This is a genomic window from Streptomyces sp. NPDC026500 (assembly GCF_055567635.1).
The window spans coordinates 29,702-48,958 of sequence record NZ_JBVHQB010000019.1 but is presented as its reverse complement, the minus strand read 5'-3'; the positions used below and the strand labels follow the sequence as shown (position 1 = coordinate 48,958).

Annotated in this window: 17 protein-coding genes and 1 pseudogene; 7 read left to right on the top strand and 11 right to left on the bottom strand. The window is 69.5% G+C overall.

Features of this window, described 5'->3' with window-relative positions; genetic code table 11:
* Positions 1-91 precede the first annotated feature (91 nt).
* The 4 genes from ACZ4N5_RS30080 to ACZ4N5_RS30065 all read left to right on the top strand — a co-directional run bounded on the left by ACZ4N5_RS30080 (position 92) and on the right by ACZ4N5_RS30065 (position 5,215).
* Positions 92-715 carry a hypothetical protein gene (locus ACZ4N5_RS30080; protein WP_467760193.1) on the top strand — a complete coding sequence of 208 codons (624 nt, stop codon included), beginning with the start codon at positions 92-94 and terminating at the stop codon, positions 713-715.
* Between the two features lie 302 nt (positions 716-1,017).
* Positions 1,018-1,386: a VOC family protein gene (locus tag ACZ4N5_RS30075; protein WP_467760192.1), complete on the top strand. Its 369-nt coding sequence runs from the start codon at positions 1,018-1,020 to the stop codon at positions 1,384-1,386.
* Between the two features lie 890 nt (positions 1,387-2,276).
* Positions 2,277-3,629: an alpha/beta fold hydrolase gene (locus ACZ4N5_RS30070; protein WP_467760191.1), complete on the top strand. Its 1,353-nt coding sequence runs from the start codon at positions 2,277-2,279 to the stop codon at positions 3,627-3,629.
* The gene (locus ACZ4N5_RS30065; protein ID WP_467760190.1) at positions 3,626-5,215 is read left to right on the top strand and encodes an alpha/beta fold hydrolase; all 1,590 of its coding nucleotides are present in this window, start codon (positions 3,626-3,628) and stop codon (positions 5,213-5,215) included. The genes ACZ4N5_RS30070 and ACZ4N5_RS30065 overlap by 4 nt, the downstream gene beginning before the upstream one ends.
* A 270-nt stretch (positions 5,216-5,485) precedes the next feature.
* Here ACZ4N5_RS30065 and ACZ4N5_RS30060 read toward each other — a convergent pair whose 3' ends face one another.
* The 6 genes from ACZ4N5_RS30060 to ACZ4N5_RS30035 all read right to left on the bottom strand — a co-directional run bounded on the left by ACZ4N5_RS30060 (position 5,486) and on the right by ACZ4N5_RS30035 (position 11,113).
* A complete protein-coding gene (locus tag ACZ4N5_RS30060) occupies positions 5,486-6,055 on the bottom strand; it encodes a DinB family protein (RefSeq protein ID WP_467760189.1) in 570 nt (189 codons plus the stop codon).
* Between the two features lie 161 nt (positions 6,056-6,216).
* Positions 6,217-7,401 carry a cytochrome P450 family protein gene (locus ACZ4N5_RS30055; RefSeq protein WP_467760188.1) on the bottom strand — a complete coding sequence of 395 codons (1,185 nt, stop codon included), beginning with the start codon at positions 7,399-7,401 and terminating at the stop codon, positions 6,217-6,219.
* Positions 7,402-7,587: 186 nt separating this feature from the next.
* Entirely contained in the window at positions 7,588-8,130 is a 543-nt protein-coding gene (locus ACZ4N5_RS30050) for a GNAT family N-acetyltransferase (RefSeq protein ID WP_467760187.1), read from the bottom strand.
* 139 nt (positions 8,131-8,269) lie between these two features.
* Positions 8,270-8,587, bottom strand: a complete 318-nt coding sequence (locus ACZ4N5_RS30045) for a hypothetical protein (protein WP_467760186.1) — start codon at positions 8,585-8,587, stop codon at positions 8,270-8,272.
* A 348-nt stretch (positions 8,588-8,935) separates the two neighbouring features.
* Positions 8,936-10,081: a serine hydrolase domain-containing protein gene (locus tag ACZ4N5_RS30040; protein ID WP_467760185.1), complete on the bottom strand. Its 1,146-nt coding sequence runs from the start codon at positions 10,079-10,081 to the stop codon at positions 8,936-8,938.
* Between the two features lie 516 nt (positions 10,082-10,597).
* On the bottom strand, positions 10,598-11,113 hold the full coding sequence (locus tag ACZ4N5_RS30035; RefSeq protein WP_467760184.1) for a GNAT family N-acetyltransferase: 516 nt from the start codon (positions 11,111-11,113) through the stop codon (positions 10,598-10,600).
* Positions 11,114-11,223: 110 nt separating this feature from the next.
* Here ACZ4N5_RS30035 and ACZ4N5_RS30030 point away from each other — a divergent pair, with 110 nt between their 5' ends.
* Positions 11,224-11,577 (top strand): VOC family protein, encoded by a 354-nt coding sequence (locus ACZ4N5_RS30030; RefSeq protein ID WP_467760183.1) that lies wholly within the window; start codon positions 11,224-11,226, stop codon positions 11,575-11,577.
* A gap of 12 nt (positions 11,578-11,589) precedes the next feature.
* Positions 11,590-11,733: pseudogene (locus ACZ4N5_RS30025) on the top strand (IS110 family transposase); the annotation flags it as partial.
* A 176-nt stretch (positions 11,734-11,909) separates the two neighbouring features.
* On the opposite strand, the gene ACZ4N5_RS30020 reads toward ACZ4N5_RS30025, so the two are convergent.
* The 3 genes from ACZ4N5_RS30020 to ACZ4N5_RS30010 all read right to left on the bottom strand — a co-directional run bounded on the left by ACZ4N5_RS30020 (position 11,910) and on the right by ACZ4N5_RS30010 (position 14,322).
* Positions 11,910-12,560, bottom strand: coding sequence for a DUF6461 domain-containing protein (locus ACZ4N5_RS30020; RefSeq protein ID WP_467760182.1), 651 nt, complete (start codon positions 12,558-12,560; stop codon positions 11,910-11,912).
* Between the two features lie 699 nt (positions 12,561-13,259).
* The gene (locus ACZ4N5_RS30015) at positions 13,260-13,811 is read right to left on the bottom strand and encodes a YciI family protein (RefSeq protein WP_467760297.1); all 552 of its coding nucleotides are present in this window, start codon (positions 13,809-13,811) and stop codon (positions 13,260-13,262) included.
* Between the two features lie 61 nt (positions 13,812-13,872).
* Positions 13,873-14,322: an NUDIX domain-containing protein gene (locus ACZ4N5_RS30010; RefSeq protein WP_467760181.1), complete on the bottom strand. Its 450-nt coding sequence runs from the start codon at positions 14,320-14,322 to the stop codon at positions 13,873-13,875.
* Positions 14,323-14,857: 535 nt separating this feature from the next.
* Here ACZ4N5_RS30010 and ACZ4N5_RS30005 point away from each other — a divergent pair.
* Positions 14,858-16,129, top strand: coding sequence for a Rieske 2Fe-2S domain-containing protein (locus tag ACZ4N5_RS30005; protein WP_467760180.1), 1,272 nt, complete (start codon positions 14,858-14,860; stop codon positions 16,127-16,129).
* 64 nt (positions 16,130-16,193) lie between these two features.
* Here the strand turns inward: ACZ4N5_RS30005 and ACZ4N5_RS30000 are convergent, their stop codons facing one another.
* Complete coding sequence (locus ACZ4N5_RS30000) at positions 16,194-17,408, bottom strand: MFS transporter (protein ID WP_467760179.1); 1,215 nt, start codon at positions 17,406-17,408, stop codon at positions 16,194-16,196.
* Positions 17,409-18,156: 748 nt separating this feature from the next.
* Positions 18,157-19,254, bottom strand: coding sequence for a histidinol-phosphate transaminase (locus ACZ4N5_RS29995; protein WP_467760178.1), 1,098 nt, complete (start codon positions 19,252-19,254; stop codon positions 18,157-18,159).
* Between the last annotated feature and the right edge of the window lie 3 nt (positions 19,255-19,257).

Genomic DNA, 19,257 nt, shown 5'->3' with positions numbered 1-19,257 from the left:
CATTGCTCGTCGTTGAGCGTCCTTCCAGGTTCCGGCACGGCCCAAAGAGTGTCAGTACCAGGTGCGACGATTCCCCTCGGTTGGAGGAATCATGGGCTTCGGCTACAAGACGTCATGGCTCGCTGTGCACGACGCCGGACCGGAGGAGGTCGCCGACGCCCTCGGCCTGCGAGACCGGCGGATCGTGGACTGGGAGGACGGCACCAACGCCGCCTACCGCCAGGGAGTCTTCGTGGCCAGGCCGGTTCCCGACTGGACCATCGCCCACGGTCGGATCGATCTGCCCCCCGAAATCGACGCCACCGATCCACGCTTCCCGGCCTGGCTTCAGGCGCTGAGTAAGCAACTTGGGGATGTCCAGTACTTCGCCTCAGACCGCATCGGCGACTACTACGCCTGGGCCAAGGTTGAATCCGGCGCGCTGACCCGCGCCTACTGCTACATCGGAGAGCGTGGCGACGTGCCGCTGCATATCGGCGAACCCACCGACGTCGAGTTGGATCTGGGTGTCGGACAGCGTTGGCTCGAAGACGGATGGCGGGACTGGCGCGAACCCGAATGGGACGCCTGGTTCGCCGCCATGCCCAGCGAACACGATGTCCTGCGAATCGCCCGGAACTGGGGCATCTGCCCCATCGATATCCCGGACAACACGGTCGATGCCCCAGGGATCTACGGCTTCCCGTCCGGCGCCGAGCCCAGCCACGAAGCCTGACGTTCGGTCGAGACGGGGCCCGCACCTCGTTGGCGCGCGGTCCGGCACGCGTCGCGGGTAGTCAGAGGTGGCAGAGCCTCAGCACCTCAGGCAGGCCAACAGGTCGCGGTTGACGGGCCCGCGAACGCCCTGCCCCTCGTCGACATCAGCGGTAGATGAACCTGGCTCGCTCGCGAATGACTTGAGACAGCCGCCAGTGTTCGTCCTTGCTGGTGTCGGGCGCCGCTGCGTCAGGCACCGTTCGACCCACCGTGGGGTCCGCAGTCAATGACCAGTCTGCCGCTGTCCGCCAGAATCAGCGCATGCTGAGAATCGGATCCATTGTGTTGGGTGTCTCGGATGTGTCGCGCGCTGCCGCGTTCTGGATGGAGGCTCTGGGTTACGTCCCGCGCGAGGAGATGGAGGACGACTGGGTGGTGCTGGTGCCGACCGAAGGGTACGGGCCCCAACTGTCGCTCGGCCTCAGCGAGACGGTGGTCCAGGCCCGTCCGCGGGTCCATCTGGACCTCTATGCCGGGGACGCGGCAGACCAGGCAGCCGAGGTCGAGCGGCTGGTGGCCCTGGGCGCCCGGCGCGTGGACTGGGATCTTTATCCTGACGACGCCGATTTCATCGTGCTCGCCGACCCTGAGGGCAATCGGTTCTGCGTCATCGACACCAGCCACGGTTGACGGACTGCTGGCGGCGCCGCGGCCAACGCGCCCCGGGAGCACCGTACTTCGAACATGTTGAGAGACAGACGTCTCGCGCCTGCACGTTCCCCCTCCTCTGAAGTAGCGGTTCGCCCCCGACCCCAAGACGTCCGCATGGAGCGTCGAGGTCAAGCAGAACCACCAGGACACCCGGACATGAGACGACCAAAGAGCGCCGTCCGGAGCCGACCCCGCGCCATGACGGCCCTGCTGTAAGAGACCGGCGTCGGCGTCGCCCTGGCAGCCGAGTCCTGCACGCCTGCGCCAGCACCTGGTGACGAGCGCTCGGGGACAGGACACATCCCACCGGCGGCCGCCCGCACAGCCGGGGCGCTCTGTGCCTGCGTCAGTCGGCCTCGGGGCGCGGCACATGGAGCAGTCGAGTGACTGCGCGGCCCAGCGGAGTGACGGACGCCTGGGTGACGCCGAGGCCCCAAGTGGAGCCCACGAGTGGTGGACGTCTCCCCGCCGACTCAGGCTGGCGTACGCAGTGCCCGCCCCGGCCATGCGGCGGCGGGCGAAGTCACGCGACGTCACCCCGGCCGAGACGGCCGGGGCCGTCAGAGAGACGGGATCAGATGAGGGAACAGGACATCGGTCCAGGTTGCCTGCCGTCCGTTCGCGGGAGCGGCAGGACCCTACGAAGGAGGGCGCACCACCGGTACGCCCGGCAACGCTCCCGGCGGGCGCGCACCACGATGGCGCTCGTCGCAGCCTCGCTCGCCTTCATGGGAGCGGCCGGCGCGACACCGGGCGGTGCCGTGTCACCACCCGTCGGCGAGACTCGGTCGGGACCCCCGGGACGGTTCGTACCCGGTCCTTGCCCGAAGACGCCCGAGCCGATCCCCGGGCGATGCGGGGTCCTGGAGGTGCCCGAGAACCGCGCCCACCGCGGAGGGCGGACCATCCGGCTGACGGTCGCCATCATTCCGGCCGCGTCGGCGAGCCCGGCCAAGGACCCCGTGGTGTTCATGACCGGGGGTCCCGGAGGCGACGCGATCGATGACATGCCATTCGTGATCGGCGCCGGTGTGAACCGGGACCGCGATCTCATCGTCATGAGCCAGCGCGGAACCCTCTATACGCAGCCGAACCTCGCCTGCCCGGAGATCGACCGGTTCTACGCGGACGCCGTGGGGCTGCGCTACGACGCGCCGTCGACCGGTCGCCTCCTGGTGCGCGCGGCGAAGAAGTGCCGGGACCGTCTGACGGCCGACGGGGTCGACCTGAGTGCGTACAACACCACCGAGAACGCCGCCGACTTCGCCGATCTGCGCAAGGCGCTGGGCATCCACCGGTGGAACGTCTACGGGTACTCCTACGGCACCGACCTGGCCCTCACGTTCCTGCGCCGACACCCCCAGGGGATCCGTTCGGTGGCGATCGACTCCGTCGTACCTCCGCAGATCGTGAGCCTGCCGTGGACCTGGGACAGCACCCGGGAAGGGATCGGCGCGATCTTCGCGGCGTGCGCGGCCCAGCCCCGCTGCCACAGCCGCTACCCCGATCTCCCGCGCACGCTGACCCGGCAGATCCGACGGCTGGAGGCGCACCCCCTGACAGTGACAACGCCGCCGCCGGGCGGCGGAGACCCGGTGAAGGTCGTCCTCGACGGGGGCGCGCTGGTGAACCTGCTGGTCGCCAACGCCGTCCCCGCCGTCGACGTCCCCGCGGCCCTCGACGAACTCGCCCACGGAAACCCTGAGCGCTTCGCGCAGGCCCGCGCCGCCGGGGCGAATCCCGTGATCGGCGAGTTCGCGCACGGCCTCACACAATCGGTGGCCTGCAGCGAGTGGGTGCCCGGATATTCGAGGTCCGACCTGCTGAAGGCCGGACGCAGGGCCTTCCCCGGGTGGCCCGACACGGTGCTGGCCCAGGCACCGCAGCTTCCCTTCGAGCACGACGTCTGCCGGGTCTGGAACGTCCCGGACCGCACCCCCGTCCAGCGGGTGGCGACCGTCAGCAAGGTGCCGACGCTCATCCTCTCGGGGACCTTCGACGCGAAGACCGGAGCCAGCTGGGGGCCGTACACGGGCCGTACGCTGTCCCGCTCGACCGCCGTGCAGATTCCCGGCATCGGCCACTGGGTGGTCCCCCAGTCGCCCTGCGCGCAAAGCGTCCTGGCCTCTTTCCTCACACGTCCGGTCTCGCCCGACACCGCCTGCGTGGCGGGACTCGCACCGAAGCCGTTCACCATCACCCCCGATCCGGAGAGCTCATGATGTCCATCCGCCCGCCCCACCACCGGCGCACCCTGCGACGGATCCCGGCCGCGCTGGCCGGAGCAACGGCCGGAGTCCTCGCCGTCGGCCTCGCCGTGACACCCGCGCGAGCCGAGGGCGTCCCCGCAGCGCCGCTCGGCACGGTCGCCCGGACGGTGGGCGACGCCCGCTTCGTGCCGGGCCCCTGCCCGAGGACGGCGGATCCGGTCCCCGCTCTCGAAGGGGCCCGCTGCGGAACGCTCACCGTGCCCGAGAACCGTGCCCGCCACAAGGGACGGAAGATCACCCTCGGCGTCGCGATCGTTCCGGCGGCCACGAGCAGACCGGCACGCGATCCGATCGTGTGGTTCGCCGGCGGGCCCGGCGACGACGCGGTCTCCGAGGCCCAGCTGGCGATCGACGGCGGCCTGAACCGCGACCGGGACGTGATCTTCATGTCCCAGCGGGGGACCTATTCGGCCGACCCGACGCTCACCTGTCCGAACATCGACGAGTTCAACGCACGCGCGCTCGGCCTCGTCTACGGCGCGCCGTCCACCGGGCGTCTGCACGTCAGGGCGACGCGGGTCTGCCGCGAGCAGTCGGCGAGCCGCGCCGACATCAGCGCCTACGACAGCACCGAGAGCGCCACCGACTACGCCGACCTGCGCGTCGCGCTGGGCATCAAGCGGTGGAACGTGTTCGGTATCTCCTACGGCACCGACCTGGCGCTCATCTACATGCGCGACCACCCCAAGGGCATCCGGTCGGTCGGCATCGACGGTGTCCTGCCGCCGTCCCTGGCAGGGGGTGCCGTGACCTGGAGCGCCGCACGGCAGGGCTTCGACGGCCTGTTCAAGGCCTGCGCCGAGCAGGCCGCCTGCAACGGCCGGTATCCGAACCTGTCGGACACCTTCGAACGCCTCGTCCGTCAGCTCGAAGCCCGACCGCTCACCACCACCGTCACGGTCCCGGGCCAACCGGCGCCGGTGAAGGTCGTGCTGGACGGCGGGGTCCTGGTGAACTGGCTGACCTCCGCCACCCATGTGGCGGCCGGAGTGCCCCGCTCCATCGACGAGCTGGCCCACGGCAACCCGCAGCGCATCGCGGAGCAGTGGGCGGGGGGCAAACTCAGCCCGCAGGCCGTGGGCAGGATTGCCCACGGGCTCGCCTACGGCGTCTTCTGCAGAGAGTGGACACCCTTCGAGAGCGAGGCCGATGTGATCCGGGGAGGGCGGCGCGCCTTCCCCTCCTTCCCCCGCTCGGTGCTCGCCAACGCACCCCAACTCCCCTTCCTCCATGCGGACTGCCGCGCCTGGGACGTCCCGGCGGCACCGCGCTCGGTGCGTGACGTGACGCGAAGCAACATCCCGACCCTCGTCATGTCAGGCGGGTTCGACGCCCAGACCGCGCCGAGCAACGGTGCGTACGTGGCTCGTACGCTGAGCCGGTCCACCGCGATCACGGTCCCCTACGTCGCCCATGTCACCTTCGCCGAGTCGCCGTGTGCCCAAGCGATCACCAACTCGTTCTTCAACAGCCCGACGGCGCCGAACACGAGTTGCCTCGCAGGTCTCCAGCCTCCCGAGTTCGACACCGGACCGTAGAACCTAGAACGCGGGGCGCCACCCCAACCAACCGGGCGGGCCTCGCAGTTCAGACAGCACCGCAGGCGCCGGCTCCCGACGGCTGCGCCCCCCGGCGCTGTGCCACATCGTCAACCGTGCCCCGGCCCGTGCTGTCCCAGGACAGCACGGGCCGGGGCACGGGGCGTGACGCCCCCTTTTCGCGGCCGCTCTCGGCGCGGGTGTGAACCCAGCATTGTGGGCGCCGGTGTGAACCCGGCGTGGTGGGGCGGGCGTGAAACCCGGCGCTCGTCACTGCCCCACCCTGCCGTCGGTGCACTCGCGCAAGAGGTCGGCGTGCCCGCAGTGACGGGCGTACTCCTCGATCCTGTGCACCATGAGCTCCCGGATCGCGATCCCGTCCTTCCCCACACGCTCGCCCAGATCCGGGTGTTCAGCCAGCGCGGCGTCGGTCGCCCCCTGCTCACGCTCCAGATCGGAGTACGCGGCCTCGACCATGGCCTGATCGGCGACAGCTTCCTCGAAGTCCGCGTCACGTCGGCCGTACAGCTCTGGCAGCGGGTCGGCGTCGCTGATCCAGTTGCGCCAGTCCCGTTCCACCTCGGCGAGGTGCCGGACCAGGCCGAGCAGCGACATCGTCGACGGCGGGACCGATCGACGGGCCAACTGCTCCGCGTCCAGGCCCTCGCACTTCATCCGCAGGGTCATGCGATAGCCCGTCAGGAAGTCATGCAGTGTGGCGAGTTCGCCGTCCGGACTGACCCCTTGCGTGTTGCGGGGGTCGTCGTCCGGGTCGGCCCACATGTCGGGGTAGACGGTTGCCTGGGTCCATCGTGCCGGTCGGTCACTCATACGTCGCATGGTTGTCCGCGACGGCCCTTGTACGCCACCGAGTTCTTCACTGCGACGTGACGCCATGGCGGCGTCAGGCCGCCGCGCAGGATCGCCGCCCCACTGACTTCCGCCTTCGCCGCTGCCCACCGCACCCACGAGTCCTCATGGGCCGCGATGAACGCGGTGGGTCAGAAGCTCACCGGCAGCGCGAGCAACCCGCGGGCCCGCATTGAGGGCCGCCACCTCAACTCGTCACGGGACACTGCCAGTTGGAGGGAAGGGAACCGGCGCAGGAGCGTGCTCACGGCGATCTGTGTTTCCAGTCGTGCCAGCGGAGCGCCCACGCAGTAGTGGATGCCGTGACCGAGCGCCACATGCCCACTGTCCCTTCTGTCCACGTCGAGTCGATCGGGGTCGTGGAAACGGGCGGGGTCACGGTTGGCGGAGGCAAGCGACAGCATGACCGTCTGGCCCGCCGGGATCGTCACGTCACCGATCTCCAGGTCTTCGACCGGGAAGCGTCGAATGGCAAGGAGCGCAGGACCGTCGAAGCGTGCGAACTCCTCGACAGCATCATCGACTTTGGCCGGACTGTCGCGCAGGGCGGCCAGTTGCTCCGGGTGGTCCAGCAGCGCCAGTACGGCGGTGCCGATGAGCTGCACCGTGTTTTCGTAGCCGGCGGACAGAATGAGGAACGCGAGTGACGTCAGCTCGTCTTCGGTGAGTCTGTCGCTGCCGTCGCGGACGTTGATCAGGTCGGACAACAGGTCGTTGCCAGGCGTGCGGCGCTTGTCGGCGATCAGTTGTGGGAAGTACGACAGCATGGCGGCGACGGCGTGCTTCGCCCCGTCGGGGTTCGCGGGATCCGGGGCGACCAGCGCATCGGTCCAGTCGCGGAAGTCGCGGCGAGAGTCGTGCGGCACACCGAGCAGGTCGCAGACGACCGTGATCGGCAGCGGTGCGGCGAACTCGGCGACGAGGTCGGCGTGCCCTCGGTCGGCCACACCGTCCAGTAGTCGGTCGGCCAGGAACTGAATGTCCGGGCGCATCCGCTGGATGCGGGCCGGGGTGAACGCCCGGGTGACCAGTCGCCTGATCCGGGTGTGATCGGGCGGATCCATATTCAGAAGGTTGGCGTCGAGGGCCGCCGGCAGGGTGAAGCCTTTGTACTGGCCGGGAAGCCTGTGTGTTTTGTCTAAGGAGAGCCGGGGGTCGGCGAGCAGTTGCCGTACGTCGGCGTAGCGAGTGACGATCCATAGGGGCAGACCGTCCGGCCCGGTGATCCTGTGCACCGGCCCGGCCTCCCGCAGACGGGCATACGCAGCGTGGGGATCGGCAACGAGCGTGGACGGATCAGGGAGTGCAGTAGCCATGGCGATCAGCCTAGGCTGATCACTTTCGGCCGGACCCCGTCCCTCCTCCCCCGCCGCCTCTTGCTCTTCGCGGCTGGGGAGGAGGGTAACCGGCGGCACGTCCGGATCTTCCTCAGGAAGACCCAAGTCCCTGCGAACGGCTCTGCTGTCGCCGAAGACAGCGGCAGGCGAGTCGCGAAGCGGGGGTCAGGGGCGGTTCAGCCCCCACGTCTGCAAGGCGTAGGGGCGTCCCTTCTCCTCGCCTGTGATCAGCGGCACGTCGAGCAGTCCGAAGCCCGCCTTGGTGGCCACGGCGACGCTGGCGGCGTTCTCTGCCTCCAGCTCCAGGATCACCTGCCCCGCGCCCAGCTCCTCGAAGGCATAAGCGGCCATGACCCGTACCGCCCGCACCGCGAGCCCCTGGCCGCGGTGCGCGGGACCGACCGCGTAGCCGAGTTCCGTGCCCTCCGGGGCACGCCGCAGCATCACTTCGCCGAGCGGTGCGCCGCCGTCGACAGTGATGGCGAGGAGGACGGTCGTGCCCTCCGCCCGCATCCGCCGGTCCCGGTCCAGGCGGGCGCGGGCGGCCGCTTCGTCGAAGGGGGAGACGAGCGGTGTCCAGTACGCGATGTCGGGGTGGTCGAACAGCTCCGGCATCGCCGTCAGGTCCGCCTCCGTCCAGTCACGGAGGACGAGCCCCTCCCCCGAGAGCTCGATCCGCTCGGGAAACGACGGCATGGTGCTGTTCATGGTGCGGAACCTCTCTGGCCTGTTCAGGACGAGGCAGGATAACAATCGATGTCCCATGACCGGACGGCTCGGATCGCGTCCGAGTGCCGGCAAGGTCTCGAGGGCGCCGGCCAGGTGTGGCGGAGCGGTTCCCTCGGGTTCACAGGGCGTGGTGCAGCCAGCGCTGGAGCACGTTGTTGACGTCTGCGGGCAGGGCGCTGATCTGGTCGATGACGGCACGGTCTTCGGGCATCGGCGGGATGCCCGCGGCGGTGAGCGTCGCATGCAGGTCCAGGCGTCGCCGGTCGTGCGGGTCGAGGGTGTAGGCGAGGCGGCGGGCGGGGTCGGGCGCCGGCAGGCAGGCGTCGATGCCATCGCAGGACTGCTCCGGAGCCGGCCAGGCATCGTCCCGGGAAGGTGCGGCATAGGGGTCGACGAAGGCACAGGAACCGAGGCTCTCGCTGTTCCAGGGGGTCATCTCTGTCTCCTCACCAGGTGACGTACGAACTACCTGCCCAGAGCACCGCAACGACCCGTCCGGTTGCGTCCGCCGCACAACACCACACGGACGGCGCCATCGACGGCTGATCACCTCGTGTGACCAGCAGACGACAGCCGGCGTCTCCCCGCCTCCGGAAGTCAGGAGTTCGGTCAGTGCGCCACGTTCCGTCTGACGCCCTGACTGCGGAAGGATCCCGATGTACGGACCGTGTGCGAGGAGGCCGCTCTCGCGCCGCGGTGAGTACCCGCTACCGCACCAGTGACGAACTCTTCCTCCACGACCTCGAACTGCTCGGCAAAGCCGACGAGTTGATACGAACGCTGCTCACCGCGCGGTGACGCGCCAGAAGTCCCGCATCAGCGGGGTGGGCGTCGGGTTCGCCATGGCGACCTGGGTGAGCAGGAGGGTGACCGTGCCGGTGGACGGGATGAGGTGGCCCGTCGTCCCGGTGCCGCCGATCCAGCCGTAGCGGCCGGGCACGTTCCAGGGTTCCGTGGGGGCGATGTCGACCTGGGCGCCGTAACCCCACCCCTGGCCCTCCAGGAACAGCGCGCCGATGTCGCGCTGGGCCCGGGTGAGGTGGTTGGTGGTCATCCGTCGTACGGAGGCCGGGGACAGCAGGGCGCGGCCCCCAGCGGTGCCGTCGGCGAGCAGCATCCGGGCGAAGGCCAGCCAGTCGTCGGCGGTCGAGACCAGCCCGCCGGCGCCGGACGGGAATGCCGGCACGCTGCTCCAGCTCCCGTCGGGGGCGTCGGCCCGGGTGAGCCCGCCGCCGTCGGGGCCCGGCCGGTAGAAGGTGGTGAAGCGGTGCCGCTTGCTCGCCGGCACCTCGAACGCGGTGTCCGTCATGCGGAGCGGCTCGAAGACGCGCTCCGCGAGGAACTCCGGCAACGGACGGCCCGTGACCCGGGAGACCAGGACGCCCTGGAGGTCGGAGCAGGTGTTGTACAGCCAGGCCTCGCCCGGCTGGTAGAGGAGCGGAACCCGAGCGAGGTCCGCCAGCCACGCTTCCGGTGACGCGAGAGCCCCAGGGTCCCGGCCGTCCGGCTGTACCGCGAACAGCTCCCGGACCTGCGGCAACGTGAAGTCGGAGGGAAATCCCCAACCCGCCCGGGAGGAGAGCAGATCGGCGACCGTGATCGGCCGCACCGCCGGGACGACGTCGTCGACCGGGGCGGCCGGTGTCCGTACGACCATGGGCTTCGCCAGCTCGGGCAGCCACGCCTCGATCGGATCATCCAGGCTGATCGCACCGTCATCGACCAGCATCATCACGGCGGCCGCGGTGACCGGTTTGGTGATCGAAGCGATCCGGAAGATCGAGTCCCGTGCCATCGGAGCGCCGGCCTCGAAGTCGACGCATCCGACGGCCCGGACATCGACCCGGTCGCCGCGGGCCACCAGGCCCACCGCGCCGGGCACCGTGCCGTCGTCGACGTACGCCTGAAGCAGGTCGTGCAGGCTGTGCATCGGTTCACACCTTCCGTACGGGGTCCGTGCCTCCTGCAGTAAGACTCCCGCAGGGCCGGGGAATCATCGCTCCGGCGCGCGCCGGGTGGCTGGCTCTGTCCCTGGGCGGCGGTTCTGGCTCAACCACCACGATGCGGTGACGACACAACGCCCCCGGACGGCATCCGAAATCGCCCGAAAGCGAGCCGTGGGCAAGGTGGTTGGGCCGACATTTCCGAGGCGTCGAAGAGGTCGTGCTCGGCCTGAAAGGTTCATGTTCCCGTCGATCGCGGACGTCGCCGTGCTGCCGGTGAACGTGAATATCGGGACTGTGCGCGTCGCGGGCCAGGACTGATGCGGGCGCCGCGTGCCCTGGCGCGGAAGAAGGTCCGTCCGCGCCCGTCGGCCCGTTCGCGGTTCTCCGTTGATGGTCCGAGGACTGGACGACGTCGTAGTCCAGTTACAGGTCTGCCGATTCACCTGCGGGACGACTGCGTTCGCCGGGCAGCCGCCCAGCCCGAGACACTGCCATTCGGCTCAATCCCGGGTGAGCCGGAACTGAGCCACCCGCAATCCGGGGGCGGGCTCGATGGTGCCCACGCGGGAGAACCCGAGGCGCTCGTAAAGCGCGACTGCCGGACGATTGTCGGCACCGGTACTCACCAGAACGCACCCGCTGGGGACGAGGTCGGCCAGGAGATGACCGAGCAACCCTGAAGCCAGTCCGCGGCGAAACCATGCGGGGTCAACGCACACGCGGTCGATGTCGAGAACGTCCTCTCCCGCCGACCACTGCCAGGCGACGAAAGCAGCGACGTGTCCGTCATCCGTCGCTGCCCCGAGCCAGCGCACAGGCTGGGCCCGCATCTCATCCACGCTCTCTCGCAGAGCCGGGATACCGTCGAAGCCGATCAAGTCAGCCTCGACCGCGTACGCACGGCGACCGATCCGGTGCACCGCTGCCGCCGTCGCCTCCTCGGCCAGGTCCAACTCGCGCACGATGAAGCCCTGGCGACTGCGCTCATCGCGTGGAGGAGGCTCAGAAAACGACATCCCCGATGGTAAACCGCGGGCCTGAGGGTGGCCGGACCGACCAGTCAGCGGCCGCACGGATTCCCTTCAAACGACTGTTCTCGAAGTCCCGGGAAGCCTAGGCTCGGTTGGTGACCTTGAAATGGCAAAATGTAATCGTTCACTCGGCAGATCCGGCGGCCCTGGGACAGTGGTGGGCCGAGGTTCTCGGTTGGGTTGTGGTCCACACCTCTGATGTGGAGTTCGCGATCCGCCCGGAGCCGGATCGGTCACCGGGGCTGGAGTTCGTCCTGCTCGATGAGCCCAAGAAGGCCAAGAGCCGACTGCATCTCGACTTCGTGCCGGATGATCAGGACGCCGAGGTGGCTCGTCTTCAGGCTCTTGGCGCGAAGCGTGTCGACATTGGCCAGGGTGACCAGTCGTGGGTTGTCCTGGCAGACCCCGAGGGCAACGAGTTCTGCATCCTTGGCCGCCGACCTCAGTGACCCGACATTGAGCAGGACGCCGGGATCAAACTATCTGCAGTCGTCTCGGACCTGTTGGGCAAGTCCGCCCACGCGATGCTGGAAGCTCTGATCGCCGGGGAACGCGACCCCGAGATCCTCGCCGAGCTGGCCCGGGCCGGCATGCGCGCCGAACGCGAGTCCTCGCAGGACGACCTGGGCGTGCGGCTCGCGGCCCGTGCGACGAAGATAGCGACTGTCCCCGCTGGCCGGTCCTCGGTTCAGGCAGCATGCCGTTCGGCCTGAGGGGATCGGCTCAGCAAGCCACGAAGTTCTGTGGTCGGCTCGCACCAGCGGGAAACAGGACGACCTCGCTATCCCGGGGCGGCGTCAGTGAAAGCGGCTGCCGGAAGCTCTGCCTCCGTCGCCTCCCAGGAGAGGTGGACGCCGAGCTCGCCCTCCAGGAACCGCAGAAACGCGACATCGCCCAGCTCGTCACCGTGGTGCACGAAGCCGAGCGCCGCCGCGGCCGGGGCGCCGTTCGAAAGGTGTGGCAGGTCAGGCTCGAAGGACGTCACCACATCACCGTGGCAGGCATACCCGACGCGGCTGAAGCCCTTAGCGTTGCGATGCACGCAGAACGCCCGTCCCCGCTCGGACAGCGCCGCGAGGTACGTGCCAGTCCGACAGTGGAACTCCTCCAGCGCGTATGCCCAGCCCGCCACCGAGCTGGCTCGGACGATGGTGTCCGGCGGGGCAGGCAGAAAGCCGGCGCTCGTCAGCTGGGCAACCGCCCTTTCGTCTTCCCAGTCCAGGAAGTCGAGGTCACCGATGTCGTCCGCCTCATCCCTCAGCAGCAGCTCGTACGCTGCGGAGCGGGTGAGCGGGACAATGTCGCGCTCCTCGGTCCCGACGCGGCGCAGCAGGTCGTCCGGCGAGAGGCCTTCGCCGAGTGTGAGCGTGAAGCTGGTGCTGTAGGCATCGGCTATCCAGCGCAGCCCGTTGTCCGTACGTCCGCGGTTCATCAAGCCGCCCTCCCGCACGGTCGGCCGCCGCGTGACGACCCGCGCGAGCAGAATCTATCGCTCAGCACCGATACCCGCTTACGGCAGGCCAGTTCATGGCCTGGCAGAGCGCCGACAACGAGCACGCCCTGCCGGCTGCCGAAGGGTTCGCACGGTAGACGGCCACCCGGCTTCGCTGTGGACCGCCGCACGAAGCACAGCACCGACGAGATGATCCGGCGACGGCCGCCGCGTGATACCCCAGCCCCCTGACCGAGGCATCCGCATGACCGCCATCGCCCCAGGCAGCCGAACTCGGCCCCCGGACGAATATTTCCAGCCGCCATCTATTGCTGTGGCTGGTTTAGGTGCAAGGTGTGCGTGAGCCCATCCTGTGTCCTCCTCAGGTCGGGATCACCCCCTCGGGTCCCGCCTGAGCTGCGCTCTTGGCGATGCCCGCCGCTCCTCCCGGCTCCCCACGGGAGGCTCTGCGGCTGCCCTCACCCAAGGGTGCGGCTGCCAGTGCCGCATCAGGCAACGTTTGCAGGGAGCAGGACAACTTCCTTGACCCGGTGACACGTTGTGGTTGTTGATCTTCCTGCGGGTGGTAAGCAAGTCGCCCGCCTCAGCCTCAGCCTCAGCCTCAGCCTCAGCCGGGGAACACCGACCCTGCCCATGCCGTCACCGTACGTACTTCATCACTGATTGGACACCCCCGGTTCATGACGGCCGGCCGCCGAACTGCCAGTTGTGGACCTCGATGACGGCGTACCGGTCCGGGGTCAGAACAGCGCGTGCCGTGTCCGGGTCCGGCGCCCGGACGAGTGCCGCCGTACCCAGCCACGTGGCGCCGTCGTCGGACAGCAGCGGCCCGTATGCGATCAGCTCGTCCCGGTCGTGCGGTACGACGACGTCGGCGGCCTCCCCCGAGCCGAGACCGAGCACCAGGTACCGGTTGCCACCGGTCCGACCACCAGGGAAATCCCACATGGTGCGCCCCAGCATGTTGCGCCACCGGCGCAGCAGCACGTCCCGGTACACGCCGGCCTGATAGCCGGGCTCGTCGAAGGCGAACGCGCGGGCGGCGACGGGATCGGGCAGGTCGACGATGTGCACGCTGCCGGTGGGCGTGTCGCCATCGCCGGCGAGGGTCGGGCCCCGGGCGATCATCTCCTTCGCGTACCCGTCTATATAGGACCAGTGCTCTTCCAGCAACTCGCTGCGCAACGCCACGGAGCCGGACCGATCGCGGTGGTAGCAGAGGAATTCCATGCCCGCAGTCTCTACCACCATGCACGGAGACAGCGCGACAGGTTTCGTACGGGATGAAGGGTCAGACTGCCTCCAAGTCCGTCAGCAACTGCGGCCATGTGGCCGCGAATCCGGGGTGGAGAGGAAGCGAGTCGATCTCGGCAGGGAGGCACCACCGATACGCGGCGCCTTCGCCGTCACCATGGCGCGGGGAGAACGGCTCCGTGACGTCCATGACGAGCGTGTGGTAGGCCCATCCGCCGTGGTCGTCCACGAAGGTGCGGACGTGACGAAGTGCGGGAACCACGCCGAGTTCCTCCTCGAACTCCCGGAGGGCCCCCTCCCGCGGGCTTTCACCGGCTTTCAGCGCTCCGCCGGGAATGCTCCAACTGCGGCCGTGGTGGACCCGCCAGGAACGGCGCTGGAGCAGAAAGCCGCTGCCCTGGCGCAGAAGCAGTCCTGCGGCACCGTGCGGGCCCCAATGGCGGCATCCGCGCCGGTCCCTGACGTATCCGCAACTGCTGTCGGCCATGCTGCCTCCCGTGCGTGGTGCCCACCTGGGTCGGGCAGGCCGTCCTCGGACAGTTCGACGTGAGAGAGGGGTACCTGGGCCGCGGCTACCGTCGACCGTGCTGCCGACGCTCTCCCGGATCGGCTCGCCCGGGCTGCGGGAGGTACTGCCTGTCCTGGCCGGGGCCGACGCTGAAGGACGAGAAGTGGCCCACCGAGCCATCGTCCCAGCCATGCCGTCCGCACCGGTGGCCGAGGGCAAAGTCGGCTCCCTGATCGCGGCGACAAGTCGACCGAAATCTCAGTGACAGCATCGGACCCCGGCCGCCTCGGCGCGGGCCGGCCCGGCTGCGACACCAACGCGCCTCTGCGGTTGACGACCGGGGTGCCCCCGGCGACCGTAGGGAGGTGGAGCCCCTGCGGCGGCGGGCGGACAGCCGCGTCGGTGGCGGCCGTCCGCGGCGGCGTCGTGGGCGTGCGGGACACCGTGAACCTGGTGGGCGGCATCCCCGACCGCACGACACGACCTCCCGCGCGAGTGCAAAGGACCACAGCCCATGACCGAGGCCCGACCCGGCCGCTCCGGAGCAGACCGGCAGGACCCGTCGTCCACCACCGACCCGGTGGCGTATCCGCCCCATGTCCTGGACAGCCGTCTGAGGGACCTGTCCGGTCCCGTCCCCGACCTGCGGCGGATCGGTATCTCCCCGGATCACTGGTATCCGGTGGCGACCTCCCGGAACGTGCGGCGCAACCGGACGTTCGCGGCCGTGTTCGCCGGCGAACGGATCGCGTTGTACCGGGGGCGCAGCGGCACCGTCCACGCGTTGGAGGACCGCTGCGCGCACCGTCAGGTGCCACTGAGCATGGGTGTGGTGGAGGGTGACATTCTGCGCTGCTGCTACCACGCCTGGGCCTACCGGGGCGACGGCCGCATCTCGCAGATCCCCTACCTGCCCAAGGGCTGCGAGCGGCCGCCGCGCGGGGTGCGTTCCTACCCGGTCCGGGAAGCCTACGGCCTGGTGTTCGTGTTCCCCGGAGACCCGGCTCTGGCCGCGGCGGCGCCGTTCCCGTTGCTGCCCGAATACCATTCGGCCGCCCACCGCACGATGACGTTCTCCCGCACCGTGCGGTGCCACTACTCGTTCATGCACGAGAACCTGCTCGACATGAACCACCAGTTCCTGCACCGGAGTGTGCTCGGCAGGATCCGGCCCGAACTGCTCGGATACGAGACCGGCCCACGCCATGTCGAGGCCCGGTATCTTTTCGTCCCCGCCGGAGGCCGCAAGGACCGGGGCGCGGGCCTGCTGTCCGCGGAGGGGATGGGCGGCCGGGACAGGCCCGACGTCATCACCATCCGCACCGAGTATCCGTACCAGACGCTGCGGGACGTCCCTGAAGGTACCGACCTCCCGGTGTTCTCCCTCTGGGCCGCCTACGTACCGGAGGATGCCGAGCAGCGCATCAACCACGCCTACGGTCTGCTGACGATCGCGAAGCCATCGGTTCCCGGGGCGCTCCATCTCGCCTGGCCGCTCATCCGCCGCTTCACCGAGCGCGTCTTCGCCCAGGACCGGACGGCGGTCGAGGCCGAACAGCGTGCGTGGGACGAACAGAGCGAAGACCGCAACCACGAGGTGTTCCCGCTCATCCTGGACCTCCGCGACGTGCTGCGCAGCAATGGAGTGCCGCTGAGCCCGGACAAGGCACAGGGATGTGCGCCATGTGGATTCGCCACTCCGTCGCACCACGCCGGTGTCACGGACCATGCTGGGCCGATGCGGTCCGCCGGGCCGGCCGTGGACGGCACGGTCAGGTCCGAGTAGTCCCGGCGTCCCGTCGTCCGAACGGTCCCAGCGCCCTTTCGAAGATCAATCGAAGGTCTCTGCGTCAGTCCGCTGTACGGACGCGCGACTCCGGTTCGGCTACGGGCGACGCTTGCGTGATCACTTCGGAGCGTCGGTAGCCCCGTTCCATGAAACCGCTCGTGAAGGCGAGGCCAAGACCGGCCAGGGCGAGAGCCGCGCCGACCAGGTTGGGGGAGGCCCAGCCCCAGCCCGCCGAGATGACCAGGCCGCCGAGCCAGGCACCGCCCGCGTTGGCCAGGTTGAAAGCGGAGTGGTTGGAGGCCGCCGCCATCGTCGGCGCGTTCTTCGCCTTGGACATGAGCAGCATCTGTATCGGCGTGGTGATGAGGGAACCCATCGCACCGATGAACGTGATGGTGAGCAGGGCGGGCACGGTGCTGTGGACCGTGAAGTAGAACGTCGTCAACGCCGCTGCGAGCAGAATCAGTCCCCAGTACATCGTGGGGCGTAGTGCGCGGTCCGTGAGCGGACCGGCGATCAGGGTGCCAAGCGTCATGCCTACGCCGTAGAGCGCGAGGACCCAGGTGGTCGAGGAGTCGGCGATTCCGGTCAGGTGCGTGAGCATGGGCACGAGATAGCTGTAGACGGCGAAGAATCCGCCGAACCCGATGACGGCGGTGGTCAGACCCATGGCGACCTGCTTGTTGCCCATGGCCCGCAGTTCGTGCCGTATGCCGGACTGCTGCCCGCGAGGCTGGTGCGGGACGAAGGCGGCCACTCCGGCGAGGGCGATGACGCCGATGACGGCGACCGCGCCGTAGGCGGACCGCCAGCCCAGCTGCTGGCCGAGGGAAGTACAGGCCGGCACCCCGACGATGTTGGCGATCGTGAGACCGAGGAACATCTTCGACACGGCGCGGGCCGCACGCTCCGGGGCGACCAGGCGTGAGGCGACGACGGCGCCCACGCCGAACAGCGCGCCGTGCGGCAGACCTGCCAGGAAGCGCGCGGCGAAGAGCGTGCCGAAGTCGGGGGCGAGGGCGGACGCTATGTTGCCGACCACGAACAGCCCGGTCAGGAGCATCAGCAAGCGCTTGTGCGGGACGCGCGCGCCGATACCCGTCAGCAACGGCGCGCCGACGACGACACCGAGGGCGTAGGCCGATACGACGTTGCCGGCGTGCGGCACGGACACACCGATCCCGTGGGCGATCTGAGGCAGCAGCCCCATCGTGGCGAACTCCGTCGTGCCGATACCGAACGCGACGACCGCCAGGGCCAGCAGAGCCAGGGGCATGGTGCAGGAAAACCTTTCGAAGACAGCGGGCCAGGGCGAGGGAGCAGACAGGATCGAGATCGTTGGCGGTTCTCGTGTCCGGTCGTGCCGAGCACCATCGCCCGGAGCACCCCTGGAATGGGACGAGCCCATGGGGAGTGCAGCAATGCAGAAGGGTCATCCATTCCAAGATCGACCTGCGGCTTGCTGCATCGGGCCGAGCCCGGTCCCCCCGGCTGTGGCGGTCGGCCCTGGCCGGTGAGAAGGATAGCCGCTGCGGCCAGGGCACCGCGTCGACGGCACCGACCCGAGCGCTGCCGGCGCCGCCTCCTACAGCGCGACCGCCCACACTTCGTCCGGCGGGTCCGGCGCAGCCCCCGACACGGCCTCGGACTCCGCCACGGCGGGGTCCGACGCGGGGCGCGGCTCCGCCGGGGCACCAACCTCGGCGGCGGCAGCTGCGGCCACGGCACCGCCCTCGGCGGCGGCAGCTGCGGCCGCGTCGGCATCAGCGTCGGCATCGGCGGGTGCGACGCTTCGCTGAGCGAAGGCAATGGCGCCGCCGGCTTTCACCCTTCCGTCTCAGTGACTCAACTCCCATTCCCAGAGGGCGCCGGAGGCATCACTGCGGCAAGCCGACGGGGCGGCTGGCAGATGCGCGTTCCGGTCTCCGGAGTCACCGGAGTCACCGGAGTCACCGGAGTCACCGGAGTCACCGGGCACTGTCCGACCTGCACCGGGACCGTTCGCTGTCCTGCGGGCGGCTCGCTCAGACCCGAGGGCGATCTCCTACGGGGCTCGGATCGCCGACGGTACGTCGCGCCGAAGCCACCGGTGAGACGGCGTCGAGGGCCCGCGATACGAACCGGGGTGCGGGCAGTCCCGCCAGTGCGGCAAGCACCGTGTCGTTGGCCTTTCGGCTGCCGACGGTGATCCTCAGTCCCTCGCCGGGGTAGTGGCGCGTCAGGACACTCGCGTCGGTGAGTGCCGCGGCGCCCTCATCGATCGGATCGGGCGCGGCGAGCCAGACGGAATTGGTGTGGCCCGGACGTACATGCCAGCCCAGGCCGAGGAGCTCGTGCCGGAGCCGTTCGCGTTCGGCGACGATGGTGTCGACGCGCAGGCGCAACTCGCTGCCGGCGCGCAGGGAGGCGTGCACCGCCGCGGTCGCCACCGCGTTGACGCCGAAGGGCAGTTGTTGTCGGCGGATCCGATCCATCAGGGCGGGGGCGCCCATGCCGTAGCCGATCCGCAGGGCGGCGAGGCCGTAGGCCTTGGAGAAGGTGCGCAGAACCAGGACGTTGGGGTGCGCGCCCAGGAACGCGGACATGTCCGGCGCGTCGGTGTCGCCGGCGAACTCCACGTACGCCTCGTCGAGGAGCACGGTGATGTGCCGGGGGACCCGGTGCAGGAACGCCGACAGGGCGTCGGCGGTGATCCGGCTTCCGGTGGGGTTGTGCGGATTGCACACCACCACGACCCGGGTGCGGTGGTCGAGCGCGGCCAGCAGCGCGTCCAGGTCCTGCCGACCGTCCGGCGTCAGGGGCACAGGAACGGGTTGCGCGCGGACCATGGCGGCCAGCAAGGGATAGGCGTCGAAGGTGCGCCAGGCGTGGACCATCGTGTCGCCGGGCTCCATCACCGCCTGAAGCAACTGCAGCGCCACCCCCACCGATCCGCTGCCGACCGCGACGTTGTCGGGTGCCACCCGGCACCAGGTGGCGATCCGCTCAGCGAGATCGTCGGGATAGAACTCCGGGTACCGGTGAGCCTGTGCCACGGCCTGTTGCATCGCCTTGCGCACGGAGGGCAAGGGAGGGTACGGGCTCTCGTTGAGGGCCAGTCGGTGCAGTACGGGAACGCCCATAGG